17 protein-coding genes and 1 tRNA gene are annotated in these 19897 nt (G+C 44.4%); 15 read left to right on the forward strand and 3 right to left on the reverse strand.

Features of this window, described 5'->3' with window-relative positions:
* The first annotated feature begins 5 nt into the window (after positions 1–5).
* Positions 6–1724, forward strand: a complete 1719-nt coding sequence (locus WS42_RS02715; RefSeq protein WP_022160438.1) for a phosphoethanolamine transferase family protein — start codon at positions 6–8, stop codon at positions 1722–1724.
* Between the two features lie 168 nt (positions 1725–1892).
* Positions 1893–2897 (forward strand): aspartate-semialdehyde dehydrogenase, encoded by a 1005-nt coding sequence (locus WS42_RS02720; protein WP_046450724.1) that lies wholly within the window; start codon positions 1893–1895, stop codon positions 2895–2897.
* Between the two features lie 24 nt (positions 2898–2921).
* On the opposite strand, the gene WS42_RS15250 is transcribed toward WS42_RS02720, so the two are convergent.
* On the reverse strand, positions 2922–3602 hold the full coding sequence (locus tag WS42_RS15250) for a 4'-phosphopantetheinyl transferase family protein (protein ID WP_256316317.1): 681 nt from the start codon (positions 3600–3602) through the stop codon (positions 2922–2924).
* A gap of 207 nt (positions 3603–3809) precedes the next feature.
* Here WS42_RS15250 and WS42_RS02730 point away from each other — a divergent pair, with 207 nt between their 5' ends.
* The 3 genes from WS42_RS02730 to WS42_RS02740 all read left to right on the forward strand — a co-directional run bounded on the left by WS42_RS02730 (position 3810) and on the right by WS42_RS02740 (position 6710).
* On the forward strand, positions 3810–4502 hold the full coding sequence (locus tag WS42_RS02730; protein ID WP_046450725.1) for an energy transducer TonB: 693 nt from the start codon (positions 3810–3812) through the stop codon (positions 4500–4502).
* A gap of 134 nt (positions 4503–4636) precedes the next feature.
* Positions 4637–5866: a GTPase HflX gene (hflX, locus tag WS42_RS02735; RefSeq protein WP_046403890.1), complete on the forward strand. Its 1230-nt coding sequence runs from the start codon at positions 4637–4639 to the stop codon at positions 5864–5866.
* 157 nt (positions 5867–6023) lie between these two features.
* Positions 6024–6710 carry an energy transducer TonB gene (locus WS42_RS02740; protein WP_046403877.1) on the forward strand — a complete coding sequence of 229 codons (687 nt, stop codon included), beginning with the start codon at positions 6024–6026 and terminating at the stop codon, positions 6708–6710.
* 225 nt (positions 6711–6935) lie between these two features.
* Here WS42_RS02740 and tyrS read toward each other — a convergent pair whose 3' ends face one another.
* Positions 6936–8228 carry a tyrosine--tRNA ligase gene (tyrS, locus tag WS42_RS02745; protein ID WP_013613029.1) on the reverse strand — a complete coding sequence of 431 codons (1293 nt, stop codon included), beginning with the start codon at positions 8226–8228 and terminating at the stop codon, positions 6936–6938.
* 21 nt (positions 8229–8249) lie between these two features.
* Entirely contained in the window at positions 8250–8729 is a 480-nt protein-coding gene (locus WS42_RS02750) for a CvpA family protein (protein WP_046403876.1), read from the reverse strand.
* Between the two features lie 160 nt (positions 8730–8889).
* Here WS42_RS02750 and aspS point away from each other — a divergent pair, with 160 nt between their 5' ends.
* The 10 genes from aspS (at position 8890) to mutL (ending at position 19881) form a co-directional block, all read left to right on the forward strand.
* Positions 8890–10635, forward strand: a complete 1746-nt coding sequence (gene aspS / locus WS42_RS02755) for an aspartate--tRNA ligase (RefSeq protein WP_046450726.1) — start codon at positions 8890–8892, stop codon at positions 10633–10635.
* A 21-nt stretch (positions 10636–10656) separates the two neighbouring features.
* Positions 10657–11778 carry a DNA polymerase III subunit gene (locus tag WS42_RS02760; protein WP_013613026.1) on the forward strand — a complete coding sequence of 374 codons (1122 nt, stop codon included), beginning with the start codon at positions 10657–10659 and terminating at the stop codon, positions 11776–11778.
* Between the two features lie 43 nt (positions 11779–11821).
* The gene (locus tag WS42_RS02765) at positions 11822–13342 is read left to right on the forward strand and encodes a PSP1 domain-containing protein (protein WP_022160434.1); all 1521 of its coding nucleotides are present in this window, start codon (positions 11822–11824) and stop codon (positions 13340–13342) included.
* Positions 13339–14160: a rhomboid family intramembrane serine protease gene (locus WS42_RS02770; RefSeq protein ID WP_013613024.1), complete on the forward strand. Its 822-nt coding sequence runs from the start codon at positions 13339–13341 to the stop codon at positions 14158–14160. The genes WS42_RS02765 and WS42_RS02770 overlap by 4 nt, the downstream gene beginning before the upstream one ends.
* A 6-nt stretch (positions 14161–14166) precedes the next feature.
* A complete protein-coding gene (locus WS42_RS02775) occupies positions 14167–15120 on the forward strand; it encodes a rhomboid family intramembrane serine protease (RefSeq protein WP_022160433.1) in 954 nt (317 codons plus the stop codon).
* A 62-nt stretch (positions 15121–15182) separates the two neighbouring features.
* The gene (locus WS42_RS02780) at positions 15183–16244 is read left to right on the forward strand and encodes an endonuclease/exonuclease/phosphatase family protein (protein WP_022160432.1); all 1062 of its coding nucleotides are present in this window, start codon (positions 15183–15185) and stop codon (positions 16242–16244) included.
* Positions 16245–16319: 75 nt separating this feature from the next.
* Positions 16320–16393: transfer RNA gene (locus tag WS42_RS02785), tRNA-Ala, on the forward strand.
* Positions 16394–16514: 121 nt separating this feature from the next.
* Positions 16515–17642, forward strand: coding sequence for a lysylphosphatidylglycerol synthase transmembrane domain-containing protein (locus tag WS42_RS02790; protein ID WP_046403869.1), 1128 nt, complete (start codon positions 16515–16517; stop codon positions 17640–17642).
* A 5-nt stretch (positions 17643–17647) separates the two neighbouring features.
* Positions 17648–17965: a hypothetical protein gene (locus WS42_RS02795; RefSeq protein WP_013613021.1), complete on the forward strand. Its 318-nt coding sequence runs from the start codon at positions 17648–17650 to the stop codon at positions 17963–17965.
* Positions 17966–18027: 62 nt separating this feature from the next.
* Positions 18028–19881 carry a DNA mismatch repair endonuclease MutL gene (mutL, locus tag WS42_RS02800; RefSeq protein ID WP_046450727.1) on the forward strand — a complete coding sequence of 618 codons (1854 nt, stop codon included), beginning with the start codon at positions 18028–18030 and terminating at the stop codon, positions 19879–19881.
* Positions 19882–19897: the final 16 nt, after the last annotated feature.

Here is a 19897-nt window from a genome sequence, read left to right on the forward strand (position 1 = left end):
TGACTATGTTACATCAAATAAATCTGTTATTCCGACGTTTTCTGACCGATGCACGTCAGTTATTCCGTTTCTTCGTTATCGTCAACCTGATTCCCTGTATTTTGCTGGTATTTACAGAACCTTATTCTTTTATGGGAAAGGTGATCCTGGTCACTTTTCCGTTGGGAATGTATCTTTTTGTATTCTCGTGGTTGAAAAATATCGGATTGATGCAGCTGATATTGATCCCGCAATTGATCTTCAATGCTTTTCAGATCGTTTTATTCTACCTGTTCGGCGAATCGGTGATCGCTGTCGATATGTTTCTGAACCTGGCGACGACCAACGTGACGGAAGCCAGTGAATTGCTGAATAATCTGTGGCCGGCGATCATCCTGGTTTGTGTGATCTATATCCCTACGATTGTGATTGCAGCTATCGGTTGTAAAAAGAGGGTGCATCTGACGCCTGTGTTCCGGAAAAAGATGGCTTGTACCGGGTTGATTATCGGGCTGGTTTCGTACGGTTTGACCTTCACGGCTACGAACAGGAATACGGGAAGCTATAAATTGCAATACGACGTATTCCCGGTGAATATCTATTATAATCTTCGTTTTGCCGTGAAAAAATGGCAACGGAGTATGATTTATCCTCTCACGTCGAAAGACTTCACTTTCCAGGCCCATAAAAGTGTAAAATCGGCGGATAGGGAGATTTATGTGTTGGTAGTAGGAGAAGCCAGCCGGGCGGTGAACTGGAGCCTTTGGGGATATGAACGGGAAACGAACCCCCTGTTATCCCAGATTCAGGGCCTGGCTTTATATAAAGATGCCATTACACAGGCAAATGCTACACATAAAAGTGTTCCCCTGATTTTATCCGCCGCCAATGCCGAGCATTTCGAAGACATCTATGGGCAAAAAAGTATTGTCGAAGCCTTTAAAGAAGCAGGGTTCAAAACGATTTTCCTCTCGAATCAGACGCCTAACCGTACTTTTACCGACTATTTTGCAGCAGAAGCGGATTTCCACCACAATATCCGCCCGGCATCGGCAGGAGGGATCTATACCGTCAATAACTACGACGATGCCATGCTTCCGTTGGTGCAGCATTATATCGATTCATTACCGGATAACTTATTTTTTGTGTTGCACACCTATGGTTCACATTTCAACTATTTTGAACGTTATCCAAGGGAGTTCGCCCATTTTACCCCGGACGAAGCGACAGAAGTGGAGGTGAAAAACCGGCAACAACTGATCAACGCATATGATAACAGCATCCGTTATACGGACTATTTTCTGCACCATCTGATCCAGATTCTGGATTCGACGAATCATACGACAGCACTTTACTATAGCCCGGACCACGGGGAAGATTTGTTGGACGACGACCGGAAACGCTTCCTGCATGCTTCGCCCCATCCGACGTATTATCAATTGCACATACCACTATTCTTATGGTTTTCCGATCAGTACCGGCAGGAATTCCCGGAACGATATGCAACGGCACTCGCCAACCAGACACAACCGGTATCTACAATCGTGGCTTTTCACACGATGCTGGACATGGCCTCTATCACGACCCCATTACTGAATACCGGTTACTCACTGATCAGCCCTGATTATAAAGCCCGGCGAAGGATGTATCTGACCGATCACGATCAACCTATTTTCTGGTATAATTCGGGCTTGAAGAAGCAAGATAAAGCTATGATCGAAAAAAATCATCTGGACCACCGGTAAACGCTAACAACCGGAATCTCCGAGGAAACACAGGTTTATCGGGAAAGCCGATGTTTAAAATTAAACACACAGTATGTTTGATGAAAAAAACGACCGGGATATTTTTTAGAGATCATCAAAACATTAATTTTGCAATCCAATAATCATACATTTTTAAAACCTGAAAATATGAAAATAGCTATCGTCGGGGCAAGTGGAGCAGTAGGACAAGAGTTTCTGCGCGTATTGGAAGAAAGAAATTTTCCTATGGATGAGTTGGTGTTATTCGGTTCGAAACGGAGCGCCGGCACCCAATACCTGTTTCGTGGTAAGCCGCTGACTGTAAAACTTTTACAACACAACGACGACTTTAAGGACATCGACATAGCTTTCGTTTCGGCCGGAGGCGGTACTTCGAAAGAATTTGCCGAAACGATCACCAAATACGGGGCTGTAATGATCGATAATTCGAGTGCTTTCAGAATGGACGAAGAGGTACCTTTGGTGGTACCGGAGGTCAACCCGGAAGATGCTCTCGACCGTCCCCGTGGCATCATCGCGAATCCGAACTGTACGACTATCCTGCTGGTGGTTGCCTTAAAAGCCATCGAACCATTGAGCCACATCACCCGGGCCCGTGTATCGACCTATCAGGCAGCGAGCGGCGCAGGCGCAGCAGCTATGGACGAACTGTATAATCAGTACCGGCAAATCCTGGCAGGGGAAACACCTACGGTGGAGAAATTCGCCTATCAACTGGCTTTTAACCTGATTCCTCAGGTAGACGTTTTCACGGATAACGGCTATACCAAAGAGGAAATGAAAATGTTCAACGAGACACGGAAAATCATGCATTCGGATATCCGGGTAAGCTCTACTTGTGTGAGAGTACCGGCCTTACGGGCCCATTCGGAAAGTATCTGGATCGAAACAGAACGCCCGCTCTCGGTAGAGGAAGTCCGGGAAGCTTTTTCCCGTGCCGAAGGTCTGGTATTGCAAGACAATCCGGCAGAACAGGATTATCCGATGCCTCTTTTCTTATCAGGCAAAGATCCGGTGTATGTAGGCCGTATCCGCAAAGACCTGGCGGACGAAAAAGGATTGACTTTCTGGTTAGTAGGTGACCAAATCAAAAAAGGCGCCGCTCTGAATGCAGTACAGATTGCCGAATATCTGTGTAAAAAAGGACTTTAAACGGAAGGAAGCGAATAACAACGGTTATTCATCCGGCAGGAAGAGATCCGGGACGAGGAATGGAAAGATCCCGGGTTCTTCGGTAGTCTCTGCACAAACGAAGCATTTGTATGCGGGATCGACCGGACAGGCAGAGATAGAGAGATTTCGAAGGTTTTCTGACTGAAATATGCGGGGCCGATGATCGTCGAAGCGGACTTCGAAACCGGACAAGGGGGAGGATAAGCCGCTACCGGTGTATTTTAAAAAACTTTCTTTCACGGACCAATAACGGAAAAACAGTTCATCCTGCGCATCTCCGGCAAGATTTTGCAGGCACTGAATTTCTGCAGGATGGAAAAAACGCCGGGCCACTTCCATGCGGGCTTTCCTTTTTTGCTCGATATCGATTCCGACTTCGAGATGCGAAAAAGCCGCCACGATATAATCACCGGAATGCGATAAATTATACCAAACCGTAAACCGGCTCTCCACCAATGGTTTACCATGTTCACCTATACGGATGAGGTAATCTTCTTTGTGCAGTCCCCACAAACGGAACAATAACCGCCGAATCATCCCCTCACCCAATAATTTTGTACGCCTGACTCCGGGATTTTTGTATCCGGTTACTTTCCGGACCGTGTCTTCACCTACTAACGGAAACAGTTCATCTTCGGAGAGATGCTGAAAATCGGAAATCCGTAAATAATAAATTTTAAGCATGTCGGTTGAAATAAAGATTACAAAAATACGATAAGCTTGGAGAAAAAAAATCGTAAAATTGTTAAAATCCTTAAGATTTGACAAAACAGTTCCTTGAAAATTTAACGTTTCATTCAAAAAAAACGTTTGAAATATTGGTATTTAATCCGATTTTCTTTACTTTTACCCCCTAGAAAAAAGACAACATAAATACATTAATTTAATATCATGGAAATTAAAAAGTCACCGAAAGCAGATCTGGAAGGGAAGAAAGGCGTTTTCTTCGAGATCGGACTTACTCTGGCTTTAGCGGTGCTGTTATTTGCTTTTGAATGGAAATCTTCCACCGAACAAGTAACTCCATTTCAGACTCCCGCTGAAGAACAGATAGAAGATGAGATTATTCCGATTACGCAACAAATGCTAAAACCTCCACCACCTCCTCCTCCAGCCCCGAAATTGACGGACTTGATCGATATTGTAGAGGATGACACCAATATCGACGATGATCTTGAAATTTTAGACGCAGAAGACCAATCGGAGAACCAGGTGATAGAAAATGTCGCCGATTTTGGAGAATATGGTGAAGAGAATACCGGAGAGTCAGAGATTTTCCAGGTAGTTGAAGATATGCCGAGCTTCCCGGGTGGTAATGTATCGAAATGGATTGCGAAGAATGTAAAATATCCGGTTCTGGCCATGGAAAACGGTATTCAGGGGAAAGTTTTCATTCAGTTCGTGATCGAGAGAGACGGTTCTATTACCGACGTAAAAGTAGTGAGAGGAGTAGATGCCTCTTTGGATAAGGAAGCTGTACGTGTTGTGCAGTCGATGCCGAAATGGAAACCAGGAAAGCAGAGAGGTAAACCTGTACGTGTAGCCTACACTCTGCCGATCAACTTCCAGTTATCGAACAATTAGCAGATTATCGATCAAATTTATAAAGGGCTGTCATCTTTTGTCAGCCCTTTCTTTTGTCATGAAAAAGGTGAATGCCGAAACAGCAGGCCTCTGTTTTACGTTATTGCAGCAGCCTTCAAATTTTATTATTTTATATGTATTATACGGATCAGGAAGCAGAGAAAGCGATATTAGTAGGAGTAGCCCTTCAATCGGAAGGGATCACCTACGAGCAGATGACCGAATATCTCGACGAATTGTCATTTCTGGCAGAGACAGCGGGAGCAGAAACGGTAAAAATTTTCACACAGAATTTAGATAAACCGGTACATGCCACTTTTATCGGCAAAGGGAAACTGGAAGAAATCAAAGCTTACACCGAAGAAAACCCGGTAGATATGGTTATTTTCGACGATGAATTGAGCCCGACACAGTTACGAAATATAGAATCTGTCTTTCCGGGAATCAAAGTGCTGGACCGGACGAACCTGATTCTGGACATTTTTGCCAGCCGGGCACGTACGGCACATGCCAAAACCCAGGTGGAACTGGCTCAATACCAGTATTTACTTCCGCGTCTGACCGGAATGTGGACACATCTGGAGCGACAAAAAGGAGGTATCGGATTAAGAGGACCGGGAGAAACGGAAATCGAGACCGACCGCCGGATCATCCGGGATAAAATCAGCCGTTTGAAAAATGAACTAACCAAGATCGACAAACAAAAGGTCATTCAACGGAAAAACCGGGGTAAACTGGTGCGTGTCGCTTTGGTAGGTTATACGAATGTCGGAAAATCGACGTTGATGAACCTGCTGAGTAAATCGGATGTATTTGCAGAAAACAAATTGTTTGCTACACTAGATACGACCGTGCGGAAAATTGCGATTAAAAATGTGCCGTTTTTGCTGGCGGACACGGTAGGTTTTATTCGTAAATTACCCCATCACCTGGTGGAATCGTTCAAATCTACGTTGGACGAAGTGCGCGAGGCAGACGTTATTCTTCATGTCGTGGATATCTCCCATCCGCAATTCGAAGATCAGATGAAGGTGGTCAATGCTACTCTGGCAGAATTGATCAAAGAACCCAAACCGACGATTATCATTTTCAATAAAATCGACGCTTTTCATTATGTACAGAAGGAAGAAGACGATTTAACCCCTGTGACCAGAGAAAACTATAGTCTGAACGACCTGAAACAAATGTGGATGTCGCGACAGGGAAGTGAAACCGTATATATATCGGCCGTTAAAAAGGAGAATATAGAAGAACTGAAAGAAAAGCTTTACGGTATCGTCAAAGAGATCCATTCGGCACGATTCCCCTATAATGACTTTTTATACCAGGATTATACCGAAAACAATCCGGAAACAGAAGAGTAGGTTTCTTTACTATTTGTTAATATTAAGACAATACTTCAACGAAAACGTTTTAATATTAACAAATACTTAAAATCAATCATTCATAATTTTGTTTTTTAAACATATTCTTTTATTTTTAATGAACCGGAAAAGTCTGGAAACATTAAAATGAAAGATTATGGAAGTAAAAAAATCACCTCAGGCAGACCTTGAAAACAAGAAAAATATTTTTTTGGAAATAGGTCTTATGCTTGCCCTGGGTACTATTCTATTCGCATTCGAATGGAAAGTTTCCGGGCGTCAACCCGCTGATTTCGTCACGGTATCTGAAATCCCGACCGAAATCGAGATGGTACCGATCACCATGATGCATCAGATTACCCCACCTCCTCCCCCAGCCCCGAAGCCTTTCGATTTACTGGAAATTGTGGATGAAATAGATCCTTTGTCGGACGATCTGGATATCATCGATGCAGATGACGAAAGTAATAATAAAGAATCTTTCGACCTGAATAATTTGAATTACGATGAGGAATACGACACAGACGAAGTAATCGCTTTCGTGCCGAGCGAGGATATGCCGGTATTTCCGGAGAATATACAAAAATGGCTCTCAAAGCATGTGAAGTATCCTCAAATTGCCCTTGAGAACGGGGTACAGGGGAAAGTATTCGTTCAGTTTGTGGTTGAAAAAGACGGCAGTGTGAGCAATATCAAAGTGGTGCGCGGAGTAGATGCTTCTTTGGATAAGGAAGCGGTGAGAGTGGTGTCGGTGATGCCGAAATGGAAACCCGGTAAACAAAGAGGCAAAGCGGTGAGGGTGGCTTATACGCTTCCGATTGCATTTCAGATAGGGAGTTATTGAGTTACTGAGTTATTGAGTTGATGAGTTATTGAGTTGATGAGTTACTGAGTTGATGAGTTACTGAGTTGATGAGTTGGGGGGGAGAGTTGAAATAAAAAAGGTGTTTATATACATAATTTACCCTAAATGTAAGTTTATAAGTATAAACATGTATATAACTGCCTAAAGAATACAAGGCAACAAAAAAGAATAAACTTTTTTGTAGCCTTGTATTTTATGGAGCCGTTATTTAACGATTACGAGAAAATAATTCTTTTTGCCACTTTGGGCGAGGATATATTTTCCGTCGATGAGGTGAGATTCACCGATGATGGTTTCTTCACCCTGTACTTTTTCTTTATTGATACCGATAGCATTGGATTTCAAAGCTCTGCGGGCTTCTCCTTTGGAAGACATGATGGCTGTTTTATCGGCTAAGAAGTCGACAATGGAGATACCTGCTTTTAAATCGGCCGCCGCAATTTCGTATTGGGGAACCCCTTCGAATACGGACAGGAAAGTATTTTCATCGATTTTCCTCAAGGTCTCGGAGGTTGCATTCCCAAAGAGGATTTGGGAGGCTTCCAGGGCCAGGTTGTAAGCTTCTTCCCCATGGATCAGGCAAGTAATTTCTTTTGCCAGGGTTTTCTGCAATTTCCTGAGGTGCGGAGCTTCCCGGTGTTCAGCGATCAAAGCATCGATCCGAGCGGGAGGCAGGATGGTGAAGATTTTGACATAACGTGCGGCATCTTCATCGGTGGTATTCAACCAGAACTGATAAAATTTATAAGGAGAAGTACGTTCGGGATCTAACCAGATATTCCCCGATTCGGTTTTCCCGAATTTTTTTCCATCGCTCTTGGTCATCAACGGCCAGGTCAAGCCATAGGCGTCGAGCCCTTCTTTACGACGGATCAATTCGCCTCCGGTAGTAATATTTCCCCATTGGTCGGAACCTCCCATCTGCAACATACAACCGTAGTTTTTACGCAGATGAAGGAAATCGTATCCCTGCACCAGCTGATAGGTGAATTCTGTAAACGACATACCCTGGGCCGACTCGCTACTGAGGCGTTTTTTTACGGAATCTTTAGCCATCATATAATTGACGGTAATATGCTTACCGATTTCACGGATGAAATCCAGAAATGAGAATTGTTTCATCCAATCGTAGTTATTCAGCATAATAGCAGCATTGGAAGCAGTGGAGTTGAAATCGATAAACCGGGATAACTGAGCTTTGATCCCGGCCATATTTTTACGGATAGTCTCTTCGTCTAACAAGTTTCTTTCCTGTGATTTGCCACTAGGATCGCCGATCATACCGGTAGCTCCACCGATAATAAAAATCGGTTTGTGCCCGGCCATCTGAAAGTGTTTCATCATCATCACAGAGACCAGATGTCCGACATGCAGAGAATCGGCAGTCGGGTCGATACCTACGTATGCCGTAGTTTGTCCTTTAGCCAATAGTTCTTCTGTTCCCGGCATGATATCATGAATCATGCCTCTCCATTTTAATTCATCAACAAAATTCATCGTATTCTATTTTATATCGTTTCAAAAGCGGATCGTGTTGTACATCTGTTGTGCAAAGTTAAGAAAAGGATCGAATAACAAACTGTTCTCCCTGGTTTCTTCGCTGATAAAATGGAATTTATCGTTCAAAGCATCGACAATCATTAAAAGTACACAAACCATAATGAAATATTTTGCGATACCGAGGAGGGTGCCAAGCAGTTTATTGACCAACCCCAACGAAATAATATCGACCAGTCTGGTCAACATCTTCCCCAGCAAATAGACAACAATCACAACCAACAGGAAGGTAACGGCCAAAGCGATATAAGACAAGTAACGGGACGTGATATTCAGGAAGTCTTTCAATATCCCTTCGGTAAAAGGGCTGTAACGTATGGCAATGAAAACCCCCAATATCAGCCCGGCTAAAGTGGCGACCTCGATAATCAATCCTTTCGAGAATCCACGGAAAGCGCCGTATAGTAAAAACAAGAGAATAACAATGTCAATATAGTTCATGGCAAATCCGATTTAAACGGGTTTCAAAGATACGAATTTATCGGGAGCATTTTTTCCTTTCATTTTCTATTATTTGATAAATTCTTAGTATTTTCGCCAATTGGTAAATAGGGTTCTTATACCCCCTTGTTAACATATCACTTTATAAAAACAAAATATAATGTACAGAACACACACATGCGGAGCACTTCGGATTGAAAATGTAAACGAGAATGTCTGTTTGAGTGGCTGGGTTCAGAAAATCAGAAACCTGGGAGCCATGACATTTATCGATCTCCGCGACAGATACGGAATTACCCAATTGGTGGCAGAAGAATCTGCTTCTGAAGAGATAAAAAAACAAGTGGCACAGTTAGGACGGGAATTTGTGATTCAAATTCAAGGTAAGGTGGTGGAGAGAGCCAGTAAAAACAATAAAATACCTACAGGAGAGATCGAAATTATCTTAGATACGGTAAAGATTCTGAGCCGTTCGGAGATACCTCCTTTTACTATTGAAGACAATACGGACGGGGGTGACGAGATCCGGATGAAATACCGTTATCTCGATTTACGCCGGCAAATGGTGCGCAGGAACCTGGAATTGCGTCACCGGATGGCGCATTTGGTACGTAATTTTCTGGATGGCAAGCAATTTATGGAGGTAGAGACGCCGGTATTGATCAAGAGTACTCCCGAAGGAGCCCGTGATTTTGTGGTGCCTTCGCGGATGAATCAGGGACAGTTTTATGCATTACCGCAAAGCCCGCAGACTTTCAAACAACTGTTGATGGTCGCCGGTTTCGACCGATACTATCAGATTGTGAAATGTTTCCGGGACGAGGACCTTCGGGCAGACCGTCAACCTGAATTCACTCAGATCGATTGTGAAATGTCGTTTGTAGAACGGGAAGATGTACTCGGTATTTTCGAAGATATGATCCGCCATCTTTTTAAAGAAATCAGAGGCATCGATATCCCGGCATTTCCGCGGATGACGTGGCATGAAGCGATGGAGCAATATGGTTGTGACAAACCGGATATCCGTTTCGGTATGAAATTCGTAGACCTGACCCGTCTGGCCCGAACCAAGGACTTTGCAGTATTCAACAGTGCAGAATATATCGGAGGGATTTGTGTCCCGGGTTGTGCTTCGTATACCCGTAAGCAGCTGGACGAGCTGACCGATTTCGTGAAGCGTCCGCAGGTAGGAGCGAAAGGATTGGTGTATGTCAAATACAATGAAGACAGCAGCATAAAATCGTCGGTAGATAAATTCTATACGGCCGAAGAGCTGAAAGTATGGCTAGACACCTGCCAAGCTCAACCGGGCGATCTGCTCCTAATCTTATGCGGAGCGAAAAACAAAACTTTACCCCAGTTGTGTGAGCTTCGTCTGGAAATGGGAAACCGGCTGGGATTGAGAGATAAAAATGTATTCAAACCGTTATGGATCGTCGACTTTCCGTTGTTGGAATGGGATGAAGAGACACAACGTTTTTATGCGATGCACCATCCGTTCACCTCTCCGAATCCAGAGGATATCGATTTGATGGAAACACGGCCGGGAGATGTGAGAGCGAATGCCTACGACATGGTGATCAACGGCGTGGAAGTAGGGGGAGGTTCTATCCGGATCCATGATACAGCATTGCAGCAACGGATGTTCAAATGTCTGGGATTTACCCCGGAGCAAGCTGAAAAACAATTCGGTTTCCTGTTGAATGCTTTCAAATACGGCGCTCCTCCTCATGGTGGTATCGCCTTCGGTTTCGACCGTTTGGTTTCTATGTTTGCAGGCCTGGACAGCATTCGAGACACCATCGCTTTCCCGAAAAACAATTCGGGCCGGGATGTGATGATCGATTCTCCGTCGGAGATTTCGGCCGAGCAATTCAAGGAATTAGGCATTAAACTGAATCAATGATTTACCCCTAAATTCATACAAGTGTTTAAGGATGTAATCGGACATGAAGATATCAAGCAAAGACTGATCACCTCTCTCCGGACGGGGCGGATCAGTCATGCCCAACTATTTGCCGGAGAAACGGGATACGGTTCTCTGGCTTTGGCTTTGGCATTCGCCCAATATGTCTTTTGCACAGGTGATAAAAAAGAAGATGCCTGCGGAGAATGCCCTTCGTGTAGGAAAATACAGAAATACATCCATCCGGATCTGCACTTTGTATTTCCGGTTGTCCGGAAAACAAAAAGCCCGGTCAGTGATGAATATATCAACGAATGGCGGCGTCTGCTGACGCGGACGAATTATTTCGGTCTGGAAGAATGGTATACGGAAATGGGAGTAGAGGATAATGCACAAGCCGCGATATATACCGAAGAAAGTGCCAATATTCTCCGTAAGCTGAACCTGAAATCATTCGAATCGGATTATAAGATTCTGGTGATGTGGTTGCCGGAAAAGATGAATCCGGAATGCTCGAACAAACTGTTAAAGATCATCGAGGAGCCGTTCGACAAGACATTGTTTCTGATGGTTTCGGAGCATCCGGAACAGATCATCAATACGATACAATCGCGTTTGCAGCGTATTCACATTCCTCCCCTGCATCAGGAGCAAATACAACGACAGCTGATAGCTGAAAAAGGAATCGCTGCACAAAAAGCGGAAGAATATGCCCATGTAGCTTCGGGAAACTGGTATAAAGCCCTGCGGTTGCTGGACGAAACAGAAGAGCAAATTTACAACCAGGAAAAATTTATCAGCCTCATGCGGCTGTGCTGGGAAAGAAAAATGCTTCCGGTGAATGAATGGGTCAATGAAATATGTAGCCTTGGAAGAGAAAGGCAAAAGAATTTCTTAGCGCATGCCTCACGGATGATCCGGGAAAATTTTGTCCGGAATTTCGGTTTGGAGCAACTGAATTATATGACGGAACGGGAGAAAAATTTCTCACAACGCTTTGCCCCTTATGTACATGAAGGAAATGTCATTCCATTGAGTAACGAGTTCGAGCGTGCTTATAGCGACATCAGCCGGAACGGAAATGCAAAAATCATTTTTACGGATCTCTGCATAAAAGTCATGCAAAATATCAGACCCAATTGAAACTGTTTTCACGTACAATAATATATAATGAAAAAATCAATTTATGAACGATATACACAATAACGAAAATATAAGCCAGGAAGAAGAATTCGTTTCGCCCGGGCAAGAAAAAGTAAACGGCAAAGCGACGCCTGAGCAATCGGGGCCTTCGACCGGGGAGCCCCGTGAACAACCGGGGGAACCGACGGAGGAAGCCGTAGAGATCGAAGAGACGGAAGAGATAGAAATTATCGAAGCCGGGGAATTTACAGTCCCGAAAAAAGAAGAGGAAGAAGAGGAAATTCAGGAACTTCATACGAAGCATCCGCGGCGGGATGTGCCGGTAATCGACCATCGTTTGCTAGCGGGGAAATTGACGGTATACGACTGGCTGGAAGATCTGCCTGCAACGGATTGTGCCCCGGAGATCGTAGAAGTAAGGTTTAAAAATACACGGAAAGGGTTTTACAGTAATCCGTCGAAACTAGCTTTAAAAGCAGGAGATATCGTGGCGGTCGAAGCAGCTTTGGGACACGACATCGGGGTAGTATCTTTATCGGGTGAACTGGTAAAGGAACAAATCCGGATCAAACGGGTGGATCTCGAGCGGAATCCGCTGAAGAAGGTATACCGGAAGGCCAAACCCCACGACATCGAGAAATGGCAACAAGCCATTGCTTTAGAGCACGATACGATGATCCGTTCGCGGAAAATCGCAGCCGACCTGAAACTGAATATGAAGATCGGTGATGTGGAGTATCAGGGAGATAAAACAAAAGCTATATTTTATTATATCGCAGACGACCGGGTGGATTTCCGGACGCTGATCAAGGTGTTGGCGGAGACTTTCCATATCCGTATCGAAATGAAACAGATCGGGACACGTCAGGAAGCAGGCAGAATCGGGGGTATCGGTCCCTGCGGACGCAAATTATGCTGTTCGACTTTTATCACGAATTTTATTTCGGTGTCGACCTCAGCCGCCCGCTATCAGGATATTTCGCTGAATCCTCAGAAGCTGGCCGGACAGTGCGGGAAACTGAAATGTTGTCTGAACTATGAAGTGGATGCGTACGTCGATGCGCAGAAAGATTTCCCTTCGACCAATATTACTTTAAATACGGGAGAGGGTTTGCTTTACCATCAAAAAACGGATATCTTCGGTCAGATGATGTCTTATAGTACGGATAAAGAAGGGAAGGGTATTTTTATCCAGATTCCGGTGAAACGGGTAAAGGAAATCATCGCGATGAACCGGAAAGGAATTATTCCTCCAAAAGCGGTAGAAGAAAGCGGAAATACCCCGACAGATATAAAATATACGGACGGCGTGGGAGAAGAAAGCCTGAACCGTTTCGACGAAAAGAAGCAGAAGAAGCGTCATTCCAGGCAACGAAATAATAATAATCGTGAAAATGGAAACTCTAACACTCCCCGTAACGAAAAAAATGAAAGAAACGGAGAACGGGGAGGACAACGGCCTTTCCGTAACGGCCCGAGACAGGATCAGCGCAGAGATTCGAGACCTATACAAAGGCCCAAGCCACGAACCGATCAGCATTCACAATCCAAAACTGAACAATGATGCAAAACTATCGTCCTTTTACCGGTATTACCCCTGCTGTCAAAATTTTATTGATTCTGAACATCGTGATGTACTTTCTGAGTATGTTTATCGATAGCCGGATGCATGTGGATACAGCCCATCTATTAGGACTTCATTTGCCGCAATCTGTCTTTTGGCGCCCATGGCAATATGTTACACATATGTTTATGCACGGGTCTTTCGGGCATTTGTTTTTCAATATGTTCGCTCTTTTTATGTTCGGCCGGATACTGGAGTCGGTATGGGGAACGCAGCGTTTTCTGATTTTCTATTTTGTCTGCGGTATCGGGGCGGGCTTGCTGAATAGTGCGGTCGGCTGGTTGGAAATCCACCGGCTGATGGAGCAATATTATGCCTTCCAGAATGCGCCTTCTCCTGCGCTTTTAGCGCAGCTTGTGGAGCGTCAGCTAGGCCATCCGGCCCAGTGGGTGTGGGAGGTGGTGGATAATTGGACCAACAATCCGGATTCGCAACAATACATTGTAGCAGGAAAACAACTCTTCCGTCAGATCGTAGAACTGAAAGTAAATGTCCCGATGATCGGGGCTTCGGGAGCGATATTCGGTATCTTGCTGGCATTCGGAATGCTGTTTCCGAATACGGAATTGTATCTGATGTTTATACCTATTCCGATCAAAGCAAAGTATTTTGTATTGGGATACGGTCTGCTGGAGCTTTTCCTGGGCATGCAGAATAGCGCAACGGACAATGTAGCCCATTTCGCTCATCTGGGAGGGATGTTGTTCGGTTTCTTTATGGTCAAATACTGGAGTAAAAACAGGCGAAGGTTCTATTAAGAGATGATGTATTACAACAATTACGGCGGAAATTTTTCAGAAGGAATCCGGGAAGGGATCAAAAATTCTTTCCGGAAGGGTTCTTCTCTCACCCGTCTGATTTATATCAATTGCGGGATTTTTCTTGCTTTGAAGTTGATATATATCATGATGTTGTTGTTGGGGAAAGGAGAAGAATTTTATCCGACATTGCTGGAATGGATCGGCGTGCCGGCAGATCCGGAGTATTTATTGAGCCGTCCGTGGACGATCTTCACCTATATGTTTACTCAGTTCGATTTTTTACATCTGTTGTTCAATATGTTATGGCTTTATTGGTTCGGGAGTTTTTTCCTGAATTATTTTACGGAACGTAAATTAACGGGTGTATATCTTCTGGGTGGCCTATTCGGAGGTTTGCTGTATATTGCGGCCTATAATATTTTCCCTTATTTCAGTGAGCCTCAAATCAGTCCTTTCCCCCACCCGGCGCTACGGCTGACCTCGTGGGCTATCGGTTCGTCGGCTTCTGTGATGGCAATCGTCTTTGCGGTATGTACTTATCTGCCGCAACATAAGGTCTATATTTTCCTGCTCGGACCGGTGAAACTGGTTTATCTGGCGTTGTTTACCGCCCTGATCGATATTATGAGTATATCTTCGGGAAATGCGGGGGGACATATCGCCCATTTAGGCGGAGCCCTGTTCGGATGGTTCTTTATCGTGGGAGTGAGAAGAAACCGGGACTTTGCTTCAGGGATCGTGAATTTTTTCGAAGGGATCGGACGGCTCTTCCAGCGGAAGAAGAAGATGAGGGTGAGGTATAAGAAGCATGTCTCGGAAATGAACGACCGGGAATACAATGCCCATAAGAAGAATGAGCAAGAACGGATCAACGAGATTCTGGATAAAATCTCGCGTTCGGGTTACGAAAGCCTGACCCGGGAAGAAAAAGCAATCCTCTTCAAGGCTAAAAACTGATTTTATGGAGGTAAGTAAACCAGATACCGGTTCTTTATCAAACCAGAAGTGCTTTCCCTACTATGCTGAAAATATTGGATAAGATTGTATATATCGTCAGTTTGATCGCTGCGTTCGGGTTAATAGGAGCATATCTTTCCCCTATAATCAACCCCAATACCTTTGTCTTTTTTTCGTTACTGGGTTTGGCTTATCCTTATCTTCTGATCGGCAATTTTATCCTTTTACTGTACTGGATTTTCCGTTGGAAGCGGAGGGCCTGGCAGATCGTAGTCGTGATTGCGATCGGGTATCCGACTTTCAGGACTTACTACGGGACAGCGAAAACCGAAACGGGGGATGTTTCGTACGATTTGTCGCTCTTGTCGTACAATATCCGTTATTTCGATGTGTATGGCTGGAGTAATCAGAAGAACACGAGGGAAAAATTATTCAATTATCTGAATAAATTCGACGGGGATGTGATCTGCTTGCAGGAATTTCTAATGAACGGGAATCCGGACCGACGGAAAACGGTAATCGAACAATTGCATACCTACCCCTATTATTATATCGAGAAGGATATGGCTATTTTTTCCAGGCTTCCGATTCTGCACAAAGGACACCTGACTTTCGCCCCTGGTTACAGCAGTTCTTGTATTTACGGAGATTTCAAGCTAGGAAAAGATACGGTGCGGTTGTACAGTGTTCACCTGGAATCCTACAAGCTGGGCAAGAAGGAGCGGCAATTTATGAAAGAAATCAGTTCAGGGCTGAAGGGTAACGATATCCCCGAAGGGGTGAAGAATCTCACGACACGCTTAATGATAGCGAACAAGAACCGGGCGCATCAGGCGGAGGAAATTCAACGGCATATCGACGGAAGCCCTTATCCTGTGATATTGTGCGGCGACTTCAACGATACTCCTCTCTCCTATACTTACAGGCAATTAAGCAGGAAGTTAACGGATAGTTTTATTGAAAAAGGCCGGGGCATCGGCAATACTTACATCGGAGAGTTTCCCTCTTTCCGCATCGATTATGTCTTACATTCCCCGACACTATATACGGTGGGTTATACCCGGGAGGATATCACGCTTTCGGATCATTATCCGATCAAGGTGAAGATAAGGAAGGGAAGTTGATTTATCAGAAAATTCTGAAGATTATTTGGTGGATTTGGGGAATTATTCTATTTTTGTAGCGTTAAAGAAAATTATGGGGGGTTAGCTCAGTTGGCTAGAGCGCTTGCATGGCATGCAAGAGGTCGTCGGTTCGACCCCGATACTCTCCACTCCAGAGTTCTTAAAGTTTGTAAAGTTCATAAAGTTTATGACCGAAGGTATTCCTTATCAGGAAACTTTCCATTAACTTTATGGACTTTATTGTTTTATCGAATTCTTATTATTCGTTTTATGGAAGAATCAGATAAAAAACTAACCCGTAAGATCAGTCCCTATAAGATCATTTACCCGGTCATTATCGGTCTGGGCGTTGTGTCGTATATGCTATACCGGGAATTCGATCTCACTGCTTTCGAACAAATTTCTTTCGGCTGGAGCTCGGTGTTCTGGCTTTTCGTAGCAGTGATGTGTATGTTTATCCGTGATCTGGGGTATGTTATCCGTATCCGGGTTCTTTCGGGGGATCGTTTGAGCTGGATCAAGTCGATCCGGATTATTTTTCTTTGGGAATTTACCTCGGCGGTAACTCCCTCAGCGATCGGCGGTACCAGTCTCGCTATTCTTTTTGTCAATAAAGAGGGGATCAAAGTAGGACGTAGCTCGGCTATTGTCATGGCTACTTCTTTTCTGGACGAGCTTTATTTTATTCTGATGTTTCCGATTATTTTGCTTTGTGTGGATTCGAGCGGGTTGTGGGAGATGTCGGGAGTGAGTTCAGGAGTAAGCAAAAGCCTGATCTGGTTTGCAGTGGGCGGCTATTCGATCAAGCTGGTGTATCTTTTAATTCTGAGCTACGGACTTTTCAAGAATCCCCGGGGGCTGAAATATCTATTGATGAAATGTTTCAAATTAAAGCTTTTACGTAAATGGCGGCACAGTGCCAACGAAGCAGGTTCGGATATCATCCGCAACTCTTACGAATTGCGTCATATGCCGTTTTCTTTCTGGCTGAAGACTTTCGGAGCCACTTTCTTTTCATGGACGGCACGGTATTGGGTAGTGAATGCGATCTTAATGGCCTTTTTTGTATTGAAGGATACGGATTGGGCGACTCAATTTCTGATTTTTGCCCGGCAACTGATTATGTGGATCATGATGCTGATCAGTCCGACTCCGGGAGGAAGCGGTTTTGCCGAATTCGTATTTAAAGAATATCTGGGTTCCTTTATTATAGGAGGAGGAGCCGGTGTAGCGATCGCTATGGCCATCGTATGGCGTCTGATCACTTATTATCCTTATCTGTTCGTAGGTGTTTTTATCGTACCGAAATGGATAGGGCAACATTTCGGCGGACGTCCGAAGCCATCGGCAGCTTCTACCCCATCGGACGATTTAAATCATAACCTTGAAAATCAGTAGTAATTATGTTTTTGATATTTAAAAAACCGGAATACAGAAGATTCAATCTGAAACCCCGCTACTGGGATCCTGCCAAAGAAGAACGGGAAGAACGGGAGCGCAGGGTAAAAGCAGAACTCGGCTTAAAGGACGACGATAAAACTTATATCCCGAATATAAAAGGGCAATTCAGACAGGAGTATGAAAAACGGAAGGCGAACCGTAACGGGCTGAATAGCAATTATGCGCTGCGTTTGTTTATGATCCTGACGTTGTTGTTCATCATGGCCTTTTATGTGTTTGTAAAGAATCCGGACGGTATCCTGCGATTTCTGGGACTTTGACAAATATCCATTATCTTTGTCCTATCATATAACGGCACATTAGCTTAACTACATCAATCAATATGGATATCGTTCATCTTTTACCCGATTCAGTAGCCAATCAGATAGCAGCAGGAGAAGTCGTACAACGTCCTGCCTCTGTTGTCAAGGAATTAATGGAAAATGCGATCGATGCAGGAGCTAAGCATATTCAGGTAGTGTTGAAGAATGTCGGGAAAGCGATCATACAGGTGATCGACGATGGGAAAGGCATGTCGAACATGGATGCCCGGATGGCTTTCGAACGGCATGCGACCTCAAAAATCGCTTCGGCACAGGATTTATTCAGTATCAACACCTTAGGATTCCGGGGAGAAGCCCTTCCCTCTATCGCTTCGGTATCGGAGGTGGAATTAAAAACCCGGCAGGAAGAAGATGAATTGGGCACCTCTATCTTTATCGCGGCTTCGGAACTAAAAAATCAGGAGTCTGTCAGCTGTCCGAAAGGTACGAACATCTCGGTCAGGAACCTCTTTTATAATATCCCTGCCCGCCGGAAGTTTCTGAAATCCGATACGACGGAATTGCGCAATATTACCAATGAATTTCTGCGGGTAGCTTTGACGAATCCGGAGATCAGCTTCTGTTTGTCGAACAACGGAAATGTGATCTACAACTTATCCCCTTCGGGACTACGTCAGCGGATCGTAAATATTTTCGGCAAGTCGATCAATTCAAGACTGATCAATATCGATTGTGCCACGGGTCTGGTAGATATCAAAGGTTTCATTTGCAGTCCGGAACAAGCCCGAAAGACTTATGGCGAACAATATTTTTTCGTCAATAACCGTTTTATGAAGCATCCGTTTTTTCATAAAGCAGTGATGGAGGCCTATTCGGGACTGATCGGTGTGGATTGTATCCCCTCCTATTTCATCTATTTTACGGTGGATCCGTCTTTAATCGATATCAATATACATCCGATGAAAACGGAGATCAAATTCCAGAATGAGACGGATTTTTTCCAAATCTTGTTGGCAGGTATCAAGGAAGCCCTGGGAAAATTCAATATCACTCCTCCCCTGGACTTCGATACGGCTGGAAGTATCGAACTCATTCCTACGGAGAAGCCAGCAGCCCCCTATGTTCCGCGAATCAACTATAATCCGAACTATAATCCTTTCAATTACAGCAGCAGTAAGCTTAATCCACAGGATTCGGATTTCGAACATCCCAGTCGCACGGCAAGCAGTTTTCACCAGGAAAAAGCACCGGCCAACTGGGATATCTTATTCGACGGCTTAAAGGAAAAGGAGGAATCGATTCAGACTTCGATACCGGAAATGACCGAAAATATCAATCCGGTGGTACCGCATACGAATTGCTATTTCCAACTGAAAGGCCGGTATATCGTTACGCCGGTACAAAGCGGTTTGATGCTGATCGACCAGAAAAGAGCCCACGAACGCATCTTATTCGAAAAATATATGACGACCCTGAATACGCAAAAGGTAACGGGGCAGAAGAGTCTGTTCCCGGAAATACTGGAGTTGTCGGCAGGCGATTTTATGCTGGTAGGAGAAATTCTTGCAGACCTGGAATATTTAGGGTTCGAATTAAATGTTTTCGGTAAAAACGGTTATGCCATACATGCCACCCCACCGGACTTATCTTATACCCGGGCGAAGGAAGTGCTGATCAAACTGATCGAACATTATAAAAACACGGAGGGCAGTATCCGGGAGAAGATGAAAGAACGGGTGGTACTGGCTTTGGCAAAGGCCTCGGCAATCAGTTACAATACGGCACTCAGCTGTGAGGAAATGAATGAAATGACCGGTAATCTTTTTGCCTGTAAACATCATAATTTCACTGCAGACGGCAAAACGATCATCCACATTCTGAATTATGAGGATGTGAACAGTTGGTTTAAATAAAAACAGAGTCGCGTTT

This window comes from Odoribacter sp. N54.MGS-14 (assembly GCF_000980295.1).
Taxonomy (GTDB): domain Bacteria; phylum Bacteroidota; class Bacteroidia; order Bacteroidales; family Marinifilaceae; genus Odoribacter; species Odoribacter splanchnicus.

Bases quoted from the DNA above. Each gene is read 5' to 3' on its own strand.
- WS42_RS02715 (WP_022160438.1), top strand. From the start codon at position 6: ATGTTACATCAAATAAATCTGTTATTCCGACGTTTTCTGACCGATGCA.
- WS42_RS02720 (WP_046450724.1), top strand. From the start codon at position 1,893: ATGAAAATAGCTATCGTCGGGGCAAGTGGAGCAGTAGGACAAGAGTTT.
- WS42_RS15250 (WP_256316317.1), bottom strand. From the start codon at position 3,602: ATGCTTAAAATTTATTATTTACGGATTTCCGATTTTCAGCATCTCTCC.
- WS42_RS02730 (WP_046450725.1), top strand. From the start codon at position 3,810: ATGGAAATTAAAAAGTCACCGAAAGCAGATCTGGAAGGGAAGAAAGGC.
- hflX (WP_046403890.1), top strand. From the start codon at position 4,637: ATGTATTATACGGATCAGGAAGCAGAGAAAGCGATATTAGTAGGAGTA.
- WS42_RS02740 (WP_046403877.1), top strand. From the start codon at position 6,024: ATGGAAGTAAAAAAATCACCTCAGGCAGACCTTGAAAACAAGAAAAAT.
- tyrS (WP_013613029.1), bottom strand. From the start codon at position 8,228: ATGAATTTTGTTGATGAATTAAAATGGAGAGGCATGATTCATGATATC.
- WS42_RS02750 (WP_046403876.1), bottom strand. From the start codon at position 8,729: ATGAACTATATTGACATTGTTATTCTCTTGTTTTTACTATACGGCGCT.
- aspS (WP_046450726.1), top strand. From the start codon at position 8,890: ATGTACAGAACACACACATGCGGAGCACTTCGGATTGAAAATGTAAAC.
- WS42_RS02765 (WP_022160434.1), top strand. From the start codon at position 11,822: ATGAACGATATACACAATAACGAAAATATAAGCCAGGAAGAAGAATTC.
- WS42_RS02770 (WP_013613024.1), top strand. From the start codon at position 13,339: ATGATGCAAAACTATCGTCCTTTTACCGGTATTACCCCTGCTGTCAAA.
- WS42_RS02775 (WP_022160433.1), top strand. From the start codon at position 14,167: ATGTATTACAACAATTACGGCGGAAATTTTTCAGAAGGAATCCGGGAA.
- WS42_RS02780 (WP_022160432.1), top strand. From the start codon at position 15,183: ATGCTGAAAATATTGGATAAGATTGTATATATCGTCAGTTTGATCGCT.
- WS42_RS02790 (WP_046403869.1), top strand. From the start codon at position 16,515: ATGGAAGAATCAGATAAAAAACTAACCCGTAAGATCAGTCCCTATAAG.
- WS42_RS02795 (WP_013613021.1), top strand. From the start codon at position 17,648: ATGTTTTTGATATTTAAAAAACCGGAATACAGAAGATTCAATCTGAAA.
- mutL (WP_046450727.1), top strand. From the start codon at position 18,028: ATGGATATCGTTCATCTTTTACCCGATTCAGTAGCCAATCAGATAGCA.